The 11,222-nt window shown below is 66.5% G+C and carries 12 protein-coding genes; 2 read left to right on the top strand and 10 right to left on the bottom strand.

All coding sequences use genetic code 11. The annotated features are described in order from the left end of the window. Positions 1-82: 82 nt before the first annotated feature. The 8 genes from V3B25_RS15610 to rpmB form a co-directional block, all read right to left on the bottom strand. Positions 83-637: a hypothetical protein gene (locus V3B25_RS15610; protein WP_329810957.1), complete on the bottom strand. Its 555-nt coding sequence runs from the start codon at positions 635-637 to the stop codon at positions 83-85. Positions 638-820: 183 nt separating this feature from the next. Next, the gene (locus tag V3B25_RS15605; protein ID WP_154353549.1) at positions 821-1,147 is read right to left on the bottom strand and encodes a low molecular weight protein tyrosine phosphatase family protein; all 327 of its coding nucleotides are present in this window, start codon (positions 1,145-1,147) and stop codon (positions 821-823) included. Between the two features lie 140 nt (positions 1,148-1,287). Beyond that, positions 1,288-3,480, bottom strand: coding sequence for a DNA helicase II (gene uvrD / locus V3B25_RS15600; RefSeq protein WP_049446958.1), 2,193 nt, complete (start codon positions 3,478-3,480; stop codon positions 1,288-1,290). 9 nt (positions 3,481-3,489) lie between these two features. After that, complete coding sequence (locus V3B25_RS15595) at positions 3,490-4,911, bottom strand: FAD/NAD(P)-binding protein (protein ID WP_329810956.1); 1,422 nt, start codon at positions 4,909-4,911, stop codon at positions 3,490-3,492. Positions 4,912-4,965: 54 nt separating this feature from the next. Further along, the gene (locus V3B25_RS15590) at positions 4,966-5,619 is read right to left on the bottom strand and encodes a hypothetical protein (protein WP_100435484.1); all 654 of its coding nucleotides are present in this window, start codon (positions 5,617-5,619) and stop codon (positions 4,966-4,968) included. A gap of 36 nt (positions 5,620-5,655) precedes the next feature. Further along, the gene (gene cls, locus V3B25_RS15585; protein WP_279912263.1) at positions 5,656-7,074 is read right to left on the bottom strand and encodes a cardiolipin synthase; all 1,419 of its coding nucleotides are present in this window, start codon (positions 7,072-7,074) and stop codon (positions 5,656-5,658) included. Positions 7,075-7,333: 259 nt separating this feature from the next. Next, the gene (gene rpmG, locus V3B25_RS15580) at positions 7,334-7,501 is read right to left on the bottom strand and encodes a 50S ribosomal protein L33 (protein ID WP_170272460.1); all 168 of its coding nucleotides are present in this window, start codon (positions 7,499-7,501) and stop codon (positions 7,334-7,336) included. Between the two features lie 10 nt (positions 7,502-7,511). Then, on the bottom strand, positions 7,512-7,748 hold the full coding sequence (gene rpmB / locus V3B25_RS15575; RefSeq protein ID WP_005411638.1) for a 50S ribosomal protein L28: 237 nt from the start codon (positions 7,746-7,748) through the stop codon (positions 7,512-7,514). 278 nt (positions 7,749-8,026) lie between these two features. On the opposite strand from rpmB, the gene V3B25_RS15570 reads away from it, so the two are divergent. Continuing rightward, complete coding sequence (locus V3B25_RS15570; RefSeq protein ID WP_049462270.1) at positions 8,027-9,241, top strand: glycosyltransferase; 1,215 nt, start codon at positions 8,027-8,029, stop codon at positions 9,239-9,241. Positions 9,242-9,254: 13 nt separating this feature from the next. Here V3B25_RS15570 and dnaQ read toward each other — a convergent pair whose 3' ends face one another. Both dnaQ and V3B25_RS15560 read right to left on the bottom strand, forming a co-directional pair. Continuing rightward, a complete protein-coding gene (gene dnaQ / locus V3B25_RS15565) occupies positions 9,255-9,764 on the bottom strand; it encodes a DNA polymerase III subunit epsilon (RefSeq protein ID WP_201117670.1) in 510 nt (169 codons plus the stop codon). A gap of 55 nt (positions 9,765-9,819) precedes the next feature. Then, positions 9,820-10,713, bottom strand: a complete 894-nt coding sequence (locus tag V3B25_RS15560; RefSeq protein ID WP_329810955.1) for a LysR family transcriptional regulator — start codon at positions 10,711-10,713, stop codon at positions 9,820-9,822. 108 nt (positions 10,714-10,821) lie between these two features. Between V3B25_RS15560 and V3B25_RS15555 the strand changes: the two genes are divergently transcribed. Next, positions 10,822-11,220, top strand: coding sequence for a RidA family protein (locus tag V3B25_RS15555; RefSeq protein ID WP_049399172.1), 399 nt, complete (start codon positions 10,822-10,824; stop codon positions 11,218-11,220). Positions 11,221-11,222 lie beyond the last annotated feature (2 nt).

Below are 11,222 nucleotides of genomic sequence, written 5' to 3'. Positions count from 1 at the left end.
GCTGCCGTAGAGTCGAGCTTGCTCGACTGCTTCTGCTCACAAAAGGCAGTCGAGCAAGCTCGACTCTACAGTCGCCCCATCTTCAGGCGATCTGCACCACGCGTGCGTTCTGGCACAGCGGATAGCTGGCCACGAATTCGGCAATCGCATCACGCATCGCTTCGAACGATTCGCCGTACATGTACAACGCGGTCTCGGTCGGGCCCTGCCACCAGCTGCAGATCTCGCCCAGGCCGTCGATGCGCTCGGACAGCTGCTCGAACACGTGGTTGGAATCGCACTGTTCGTAGACGTCGTCTGGCAGGTTCAGGCCATCCAGGTAGATGCCCAGGCCTTCGGTCACGCCGAAGCTGCGGTCGGCCTCGCCCGCACCCTGCAGCTGCGAACCCTTCGGCGCACCCAGCTGCTCCAGCAGGTCAATCAGCTTCGGCACGCCGGCCGCATCGACCAGTGCCACTTCGATATCGCCGTACTCGACCTCGCCGAGGTCGGACATCGCGGTGCCGCCGCCGGTCAGCTCGCCCAGCTGGGCCGCCTGCAGCAGCGCATCGAGCGGATCCTCGAACAGCTCGTGGCGGTGCTCGGGCTGCAGCCGGGCATTCAACTTCACGGTGACGTGCAGCGTGGGTTCGGTCATGGGGGCGTTCCTGGAAGATGTCAGGCCCCATTGTAGAGTCGAAGGTAGCGGCAGGAGCCGCTGCCAACGTCGCTTGCGACGGCCCGAAGGGTGCCGGTCAGGACGACCGGCATAGCTTGCTCGACTGCTTCTAGCGCGGCACAAGGCAGTCGAGCAAGCTCGACTCTACGGGGTTCGATGCGATCAGCGCAGGAACTGCGCCACCTTGCGCCTCAGCAGCTCGACCAGCACCGGGTCCATGTACTCGTAGTCGTCCGGGATATCCAGGCAGATCACCCGCTTGCCGCCCAGCCATGCCTTGTAGCGGCTGGACAGGCGGTTGCGGTGCGCCTTCTCCATCACGAACACCAGGTCCGCCCACTGCAGCAGCTCCGGGCTGAGCACTTCGTCGGCGTCGGCCAGCAACCCGGCTGAGGCGGTCTCGATGCCCGGCCAATCGGCAAATACCTGCTCGGCGGTGGGGCTGCGCAGACGGTTCTGACTGCAGAGGAAGAGCACGTTGCGGGTCATGCCCGCAGCCTAATCGGCGGCGGATCCCTTTTCCATCGCAGACCGTGGGCTGTTGTAGCGCCGAGCCCATGCTCGGCTGGATTTTCCCGCGACGGGGCCAGAGCCCTCCCTGCGGGAGGGATCCGCCCCCTCGACGGTGATCAGATCACCGTCAGGTTGGCATACGCCATCACCAGCCACTTGCTGCCGGCGTCGGCGAACTCGACCTGCACGCGGGCGTGGGCGCCGTTGCCTTCGTAGTCGGTCACCATGCCTTCGCCGAACTTCGGATGGGTGACCAGTGCGCCGAGCTTGATCGGCGGCGCCTCGATCGAGGCATGGCCCATCACCCGGCTGGCGCCCATCGAGGCCGGCCGCGAGACCTGCACCTTCGGGCGCACTTCGTGCAGCAGCTCGCGCGGGATCTCGCGCAGGAAGCGCGACGGCAGGCTGTAGTTGTCCTGGCCGTGGATGCGGCGCGATTCGGCGTAGCTCAGCACCAGTTTCTGGCGCGCGCGGGTGATGCCCACGTAGGCCAGGCGGCGCTCTTCTTCCAGCCGCCCGCTTTCCTCCAGCGAGCGTGCGCTAGGGAACAGGCCTTCTTCCAGGCCGGCCAGGAACACCAGCGGGAACTCCAGGCCCTTGGCCGAGTGCAGGGTCATCAGCTGCACGCCCTCTTCGCCCGCCTGCGCCTGGCCCTCGCCGGCCTCCAGCGCGGCGTAGGCCAGGAACGCGACCAGCTCGTCCATGTCCTCGCCCACTTCCTCGATGTCGTCGGCGCGGCGCACGAAGCGCGAGGCCACCGAGACCAGCTCGTCGAGGTTGTCGGTGCGCGATTCCGAGTCCAGCGCGTTGCGGCTTTCCTTGCTCCAGTGCTCGCGCAGCTGCGAGCGGGCCAGCACGTGGTCCACGCGCTCGGCCAGGGTCATGTGCAGGGTCTGCGCCTGCAGCTCGTTGACCAGCACCAGGAAGCCGGCCAGCGCATTGCGCGCACGTGCGGCCAGCGCGCTGCCTTGGGTGACCAGCATGGTCGCTTCCCACAGCGAAATACCCTGCGCGCGCGCCTCGCGGCGCACTTCGTCCAGCGTGCGGTCGCCGATGCCACGCGTCGGCGTGTTGACCGCGCGCTCGAACGCCGCGTCATCGTTGCGGTTGGACAGCAGGCGCAGGTAGGCCAGCGCGTCCTTGATTTCGGCACGCTCGAAGAAGCGCATGCCGCCGTACACGCGGTACGGCACCTGTTCGCTCAGCAGCGCTTCTTCCAGTGCGCGCGACTGCGCGTTGCTGCGGTAGAGCACGGCCACTTCGGTATAGCTGCCACCGTCTCGCACCCACTGGCGCGCGCGCTCGACGATGTAGCGCGCCTCGTCCATCTCGTTGTACGCCGCGTACAAGTCGATCGGCTCGCCGTCGCCGCTGTCGGTCCACAGCTGCTTGCCGATGCGGTCGGGGTTGTGCGCGATCACCGCATTGGCGGCGCCGAGGATGTTGGCGGTGGAGCGGTAGTTCTGTTCCAGGCGGATGGTCTGCGCGCCCGGGAAGTCGCGCAGGAAGCCCTGCACGTTCTCGACCTTGGCACCGCGCCAGCCGTAGATGGCCTGGTCATCGTCGCCGACCACGAACACGTGGCCGGAATCGCCGGCCAGCACGCGCACGAAGGCGTACTGGATGGCATTGGTGTCCTGGAACTCGTCCACCAGGATTTCGCGGAAGCGGGCGCGGTAGTGCGCCAGCAGGGCCGGGTTGTCGCGCAGCAGTTCGTGCGCGCGCAGCAGCAGCTCGGCGAAGTCGACCAGGCCGGCGCGGTCGCAGCGTGCCTGGTACTCGATGTAGGCCTGGCGCATGGTTTCCAGCCAGGCGTCGTGCGGCTCGGGCTGGATGTGCTGCGGGCGGCGACCCTCGTCCTTCTGCGCGTTGATCCACCACGCGATCTGCTTGGCCGGGTACTTGCCGTCGTCCAGTTCCAGCGCCTGCACCACCCGCTTGACCAGCCGCAGCTGGTCGTCCGAATCCATCACCTGGAAGCCTTCCGGCAGCTTCGCATCCTGCCAGTGCAGGCGCAGCAGGCGGTTGGCCAGGCCGTGGAAGGTGCCGATCCACATGCCACGGCTGCCATTGGGCAGCTGTGCGTCGATGCGGTGGCGCATTTCGCCGGCCGCCTTGTTGGTGAAGGTCACCGCGAAAATGCCGTGGGTCGGCACGCCATCGACTTCATGCAGCCAGGCGATGCGGTGGGTGAGTACGCGGGTCTTGCCGGAACCGGCACCGGCCAGCACCAGGTGGTGGCCGGGGGGAGCGGAGACGGCTTCGCGCTGGGCCGGGTTCAGGCCATCAAGCAGGTGGGAGACATCCATGCCCCCATTTTACGGCATCGCCGTCGCGGCTCCTGCGACCACCTGGGTTGCCAGTGCCTGCGCCTGCTGACGCAGTTCAGGCACCGCCAGGCTTTCCCACAGGCTGCCGATGCGCAGGCTGCCGAGCACGCCCAGCCGTGCCTGCGGCTGGCCACCGGCGGCACACAGGCGATCGCCCGGGACCGTGCTGTCCAGGCCCAGCCCGTGCGGGCCGGGGCGCGCCAGCCCATCGGCCTGCAGCTGCTGCAGCAACGGATTGCGCAGCGCGCTGGCGCGGGTCTCCACGCCGGTGGCGTTGATCATCCCGCTGATCGTCCACTGCTGTTCATTGCCAGACGGAGCGCGGCCAGACAACCGCAGGGCATCGCCTTCGCGCCAGACGCGCTGCAGGCGCGACCGATGGATTCGCAGTTGGCCGCTGCCCTGCAGGGACTGCAGCTGCGCGTCGACCTCTTCGGCGATGCGATGGCGATGCACGTCCCAATAGCGCACCACATGGCGCAGGAAGCGGCGCTGGTCGGCCTCATCGAGGCTGCACCACAGCGCCTGCCCGTGCGGGCGGATGCGGTCCATCACGCCCTGCCACGGCAGGCCGTCGGCCTGCGCCTGGCGCGCGAACCCGCGCAATGCGTGCAGGCGCTGGTGCAGGTTCATCGGCAGCAACGTGGCCGGGTCGAACGTGGGCAGGCCGCCATGCGCATGCGGCAACGGCAGCAGGCCATGGCGCGAGATCACGTGCAGCGGGCCGGTGTGGCCGGCGGCGACCAATGCCAGCACGGTGTCGGCCATGCTCAGGCCGGAGCCGACAATGGCCACGGCCTGTTCGCCGGCCAGGGTGCGTACGCCGTCGTAGTCCCAGGCCTCGATCACATCGTCGGCAGACAGCGCATCGGCGCCGGCCACCGGCAGCGGGCGCATGCTGTTGCCGGTGGCGAGCACCGCCTGCGCGGCGTGCAGCGTGTGGCCGTCGCCGAGTGTCAGCTGGTAGCCGTGGTCATCCGGTTGCAGGCCCAGTACCGGCTGCGCGATCACCTGCAGCTGCGCGGGGCTGGCTGCGGCAGCTTCCTGCAGCCGCTGCTGCAGGTAGGCGGCAAAGAAGTGGCGGCACACATAGCGCTCGCCCAGCACCTCGCGCGCCTCGCCCGGGTAGGCGTTGGCGGCCATCAGGTAGTCGAGGAAATCGCCGGGCTGGTCGGCAAACGCACTCATCTTCGCCGCCGGCACGTTCAGCAGATGCTCCGGCCACGGCGTGGCATAGGCGATGCCCTGCGCCAGCTGCGAGGCGGGTTCGAAAATGGCCAGCGCCAGCGGCGCCTTGGCCTGGCGCAGTACCTGGATCGCCACCAGCACCCCGGCCGCACCACCACCGATGATTGCCAGGTCCAGTTCGCCATTACGCGGTGAATCAGTCATGTGCCGATTGTAGGCCATCGGCGATGACAGGCCGGATTGCCGAAATGGGCGGGATGGGCGCTTCTTCTTGTTTCAGATCGATCCTGATGAAGGATCTACCTGGCCAAGTGCCTTCAATTGGCAAATTCGATTACTGAACATCGCTGTCAGTAGACGCTTGCTGACTGAATCTATGTCGTCAGCGATCTCGTTGAGATCGGAAACTGAGTAACCCTCCGAAACCGCCGCGGCGAAGCTCGTGGCAACTTCAATTGCGGCCGCTGCAGGGGCGTTCATCCTTTCTACGTCTAGAAGCTTCAGGGCCAAAGCGAGGTACTGGTCAGAATGCACTCTATAGAGCCGTTCGCTATCGGTTGCCTTTCGCGCCCAAACGTCGTGCTGAACTCGGTTCCGAGCATCCCGAACCTTATCCAGTGCACTCAGCAGCTCAACTACATCTTGAAGAGCTGCGCCATCAAGGGTCTCTGTAGCAATCTTTCGTGCCGCTTCGGAGGCCGACTTTGCCGAACGATGTTTTTTGAGAGAACTCTTCACCAGCTCCGGCGTTGTATTGATAAGTACGGCGAGTAGGCAGAGAAGATTCACCTCGGCTTGAGCCCAAGCTGTGGCGATGGAGCCTATTGCAGCGCCAAATTCGGGGCGATCCACCACAACATGCGGCCCGACCTCGACCAAAGAGCTTCCGCTCTCATCGAACACCTGCAACCCATGCTTGCCCTTTCCCATAAGCTCCCCGCATTCAGCTACTTTCGATTCGATTTCTCACATCAACGCATCGGCCAGCCGTGCGATGCCTTCACGGCTGCGCCTCCACGTGGGGCGGCTGCGCCATTGCTGCAGATCCAGCTGCCGCGATTCACGCAGGTAGCTGTCCTCGATTGCGCACAGCTGCTGCACCAGCGCGCGGTCGTAGCAGATCAGGCCGATCTCGGCATTCAGCGCAAACGAGCGGATATCCATGTTGATCGAGCCGAGCACGGCGATGTCCTCGTCCACGCTCATGTGCTTGGCGTGCAGGAACTGCGGTTCGTACAGGGCGATGCGCACGCCACAGCGCAGCAGCTCGTCGTAGTACGCCTCCTGCGCCCACGAGGTCAGCCGCTGGTTGTTGCTGGCCGACAGGATCAGCTGCACCTGCACACCGGACAACGCCGCAATGCGCAGCGCGCTCAACGTGGCCTCGTCGGGCACGAAGTACGGCGTGACCATCACCAGCCGCCGCCGTGCCAGGTGGATCAGCGCGGCCACCGCATCGCGTGCGTTGCTGTACGGATAGGCCGGGCCGCTGGGCAGCAGCTGGGTGGCGATGTCATCGCTGCACTCGGGCACATCGGCGATCACGTCCAGACGCTGGCCGGTTTCCATGTACCAGTCGCTGGCGAACACCGCTTCCAGATGCGCCACCGCCGGGCCACGCACGCGCGCCACCAGTTCGCGGTTCGGGTGGCCGGGCACGAACTGCGGGCCCGCCAGGTTCTGCGAACCGACGTAGGCCACTTCGTTGTCGATCACCGCGATCTTGCGGTGGTTGCGCAGGTCCATGCGCCCGCTGCGGCGCCAGCGCAGGCCACCGGGCAGCATCGCGCGCACTTCGATGTCGCGCGCCTGCAGGCGCTTGCGATAGGCGCGCAGACCGCGCTTGGCACCCACCGCGTCGAGCAGCACACGGCATTGCACGCCACGCGCGGCTGCACGCTGCAGCGCCTCGACCACCGCCTCGCCCACCGCGTCATCGAACATCAGGTAGTACAGCAGGTGCACGCGGTCTTCAGCCTGGTCGATGTCGGCGATCAGCGTGTGCAGCGATTCGTCGTAGTCGGTCAGCAGGTCCACCGCGTTGCCGTGCACCGGCATGAAGTCGCCCTGGCGCTGCACCAGCGGCACGATCTCGGCGCAGGCAGTGTCAGGCTGCGGGGTCCAGCGCAGGCGATGCTGCAGCGCCTGTTCCTCGCGGATGACCTGCGAGGCCTCGGCCTGGCGGCGGATGCGCTCGCGCGACAGCCACGGGTGGCCGAACAGCAGGTACAGCGGTAGGCCCAGCAGTGGCACGAAGCCGACCAGCAGCAGCCAGCTGCGCGCCGCCCCCGGCGTGGTGCGGGTGGGGATCCAGCACAGCGCGACCAGCCGGATCAGCCAGTCGATCAGCAGCAGGTAGGAACCCAGCAACCACTCGAACAGCATCGCGTCGCCCGTCGGGAGGTGATGGGCCATTCTGCCCAGCAGGGTGTGTAGAGTCGAGCCGCGCTCGACTGCTTTGAAGCCGTGTGCCAACCAAGGTTGGCACCTACCGGGTGGGGGACAGCGTGTCGACCAAGGTCGACACCTACCGGGGGTGGGGACGGCGTGCCAACCAAGGTTGGCACCCACCATCTGGATGCCAGGCATGAAAAAACCCGCCACAAGGGCGGGTTTTTTCGCGGGGATCAGCAATCCTTGCGGATTACTTGATCTTGCCTTCCTTGTACGGGACGTGCTTACGCACGACCGGATCGTACTTGGAGAATTCCATCTTCCCCGGGGTGTTCTTCTTGTTCTTGTCGGTCGTGTAGAAGTGACCGGTACCAGCGGTCGAAATCATACGGACCTTATCGCGCTTGCCTGCCATGATCGTCTACTCCTCAGACCTTTTCGCCGCGCGCACGCAGCTCAGCCAGAACGGAATCGATGCCGTTCTTGTCGATGGTGCGCAGTGCATGCGCGGAAACACGAAGCTTCACCCAGCGGTTTTCGCTGGCAACCCAGAAGCGGCGCTCGTGCAGATTCGGCAGGAAACGACGACGGGTCTTGTTGTTGGCGTGCGAGACGTTGTTACCCGTCTGCACTCGCTTGCCGGAAACCTGGCATACGCGGGACATTGCGCACCTCGATAGTAAGTTGTGTCAGCCCGTAGCCCGGGAGACGGCGGCCTCGATGGTTGCCCACCACACGTCAAGAGAATCAAAGGGTTACGCTGGCGTTGGGCGGCCGGGGACGTGCTCCCGGAGGCGCCGCCCGGTAGAAAACCGGACACAGCGAGCCGCGCATTATGCACGGGTTCAAGCACTTGCGCAAGTTACCCACAGGCCGGGACTGAACCGGCAAGGCCGGGAGCCCGCCAACCGGCATACTGGCCCGGTTCACTGCGGAGCTTTCCATGCGGCTGCTGGCCCTGACCTACGGAACCGAAGGCGATACGCGTCCGCTGGCCATGCTCTGCCATGGGCTGATTGGCGCAGGCCACGAGGTGACACTGCTGGCCGATGGCGGCACGCTGGGCAGCGCGCAGGCGCTGAATGTGCCCCATGCGTCCCTGGAAGGTGACATCCATGACGAGGTGGTCGCGCTGGTCTCGCGTGGCAACGGTGTTGCCGCCGCCAGTAGCGGACTGGCACGGATGGCGCTGCAGCATGTCACTGGCTGGATGCGGCAGGCGGACGCGGCGGCCGAGGGTTGCGACGCGATTCTGACGGGTGGGCTGGCGGCCTTTGTCGGCATGAGTGTGGGCGAACGCCGGGGTCTGCCGGTGATCGGGACCGGCATGATTCCACTGACCCCGACGCGTGCCTTCCGCTCCCCGTTCCTGCCGCCGGGACGCTCGCCGGGCTGGTTGAACCGGGCCAGCTATGGGCTGGTCAACGGCCTGATCTGGCGCCAGTTCCGCCAGCCGATCAACGAGGCCCGCAAGCAGCTGGGGCAATCGCCGCGCCGCTCGCTGTGGTCCGGCCTGCCGATGCTCTATGGCATCTCGCCGCAGCTGCTGCCGCCACCGACGGACTGGCCGGCCGACCACATCGTCTGTGGCCAATGGCGGTTTCCTGATGCGCCCTGGACGCCGCCGGCCGATCTGCAGGCCTTCCTCGACGCCGGACCGCCGCCGGTCTATCTGGGCTTCGGCAGCATGACCGGCTTTGATCGCGAACGCGTGTTGCCGGCCCTGCTGCAGGCGTTGGCACCGCGCCGTGTCCTGCTGTTTCCCGGCTGGGTGGGACTGCCTGCGATGCGCTTGCCCGATTCTGTCTTCGTCCTGGGCCCGACCCCACACGAAGCGCTGTTCCCGCGTTGCGCATTCGCCATCCACCACGGTGGCAGCGGCACCACGCATTCGGCCTGCCGCGCCGGCATTCCTTCACTGGTGATGCCGTTCGCCGCAGATCAGTTCTTCTGGGCCGATCGCCTGTATCGGTTGGGCGTAGCACCGGCACCGTTGTCACCGAAGCGACTGGATGCAGCAGCGCTGGCAGCAGCCATCACCTTCGCTGCAACCGAAGCAACACGCGCACGCGCGGCGGCCTTGGGCGTGGCGATGAGCAGTGAGGACGGGGTGGCATGTGGCGTGGCAATGATCGAGCGCTGGTTGCGGCCGATGTAACGGCGACCAGGCCTCAGCGCAGATGCGGAATCACCTGGGCCAGTAGATGGGCATCCTTCAACGCGCCGTGCAGGCCGCGCTGGCTGGGAATGCGCAGGCGCTGCAACACGTCGTCCAGTTTATTGCCCTGGCCTGGCCAGCGCCCGCGCGCCAGCTTCAGGCTGCAGGTGATGCGGCAATGCTGGGCCAGCGTGCCGGGGATGCCAGCCAGGCGCAGCTCGTTGTCCAGGAAGCCCACATCGAAGGTGGCGTTGTGCGCGACCATCTCGCTGCCGCGCAGGAAATCCAGCAGTTCAGCGGCCTTGCTGGAGAACAGTGGCTTGCCCACCAGCATCGCGTCGCTGATGCCGTGCACGCGCTGCGCGCCCCAGTCCACCTTGCGCTGCGGCTGCAGGTAGGTGTGGAACTGGCGGCCGGTGAGCTGGCCATCGATCAGTTCGACGGCACCGATTTCGATGACCCGGTGCCCCAGGCGGTAGGAGATGCCGGTGGTTTCGGTATCCACTGCGACGATGCGGCTCATCAGGGTCTGCGTTCTCCAGTACGTGCACGCGGATTTTCGCACGCGACCGATGCACTCACCCCAACGTTTCCACCGCCCAGTCGATGAACACCCGCAGCCGTTGGCTCATGTGCCGGTTCGGCGGGAACATCACGTGCATCGGCATCGGCGGCAGCTGCCAGTCCTGCAGCACCGGCAGCAGCTCACCGCGCGCCACGTGCGGATCGGCCATGTAGCTGGGCAGCGCGACCACGCCCAGGCCGGCCAGCGCAGCGGCCAGATAAGCGTTGCCATCATCGAAGCCGACCGTGTAGCGGCCCTGCACCTCGATGCGCTCATCGCCGCGCTGCGCGCTGAACACCCGCGCCCGGCCGCTGCGCGGGCTGAGGAAGCCGACCATGTGGTGGTTCGGCCCGTCCAGCGCGCGCGGGTCGGCAGGCAACCCGAAGCGCTGCACATAGCCCGGGCTGGCGTGGAAACCGATCGGCAGCGCAGCCAACGGCCGTGCCACCAGCGCCGGGTCGGCCGGGGTACCGCCGCGAATCACGCAGTCGACGTTGTCGGCGAAGACATCGACCTCGCGGTCGCTGACGCCGATGTCCAGCTGGATCTCCGGGTAGCGCGCCTGGAAATCCGGCAACGCCGGCACCAGCCGCAACCGCGCGTACGGCCCCGGCACATCCACGCGCAGGCGTCCGCGCGGTTGGGTGGCCGCGTCGCCCAGCCCGCCCTCCACCTCTTCCAGCTCGGCCAGCAGGCGGGCGATGCGTGGGTAATAGGCCGCGCCGTCGGCGGTGACGCTGACCCGCCGGGTGGTGCGGTTGAGCAGGCGCAGCCGCAGGTGCGCCTCCAGTTGCTGCACCAGCTGCGTGGCCGTAGTGCGGCTGATCTGCAGGGTCTGCGCGGCGCGGGTGAAGCTGCCGGTTTCCACCACGCGGGCAAAGGCCCGCATCGCCTCGAAACGGTCCATGGCGGGCCATGATTGTTTGGGATTGGCAATCAATCTAGGCCGATCATCGCGGTTTATCCAGACAGCGGCGACGAGGAGGATGGCATTTTCTCCCACGGGATCTTCCCCATGTCACAGCGAGATGTCGTTTTCCCCGCCGGGCGCCAGGCCCTGTACGAACGCAACCGCTACTCGCCAGCGATCCGATCCAACGGCTTCCTGTTCGTTTCCGGCCAGGTCGGCAGCCGCGAGGATGGTTCGCCTGAGCCGGACTTCGAAGCGCAGGTGCGCCGCGCCTTCGAAAATCTCAATGCGGTACTGGCTGCCGCCGGCTGCAGCTTCGATGACGTGGTCGACGTGACCGTGTTCCTGGTCGACCCCGAGAAGAACTTCGAGAAGGCGTGGGCGATCGTGCCCGAGTACTGGGGCGAAGCACCGCACCCGACCCTGACCGGTATCGGCGTGACCTGGCTGTACGGGTTCCAGTTCGAGATCAAGGTGATCGCGAAGCTGCCTGCAGACCGGTAGTG

The sequence above is a fragment of the Stenotrophomonas sp. SMYL8 genome (assembly GCF_036320065.1).
GTDB lineage: Bacteria > Pseudomonadota > Gammaproteobacteria > Xanthomonadales > Xanthomonadaceae > Stenotrophomonas > Stenotrophomonas maltophilia_A.
Note: the sequence above shows the minus strand (reverse complement) of the source record. Positions and strands in the feature narration are given on the sequence as shown.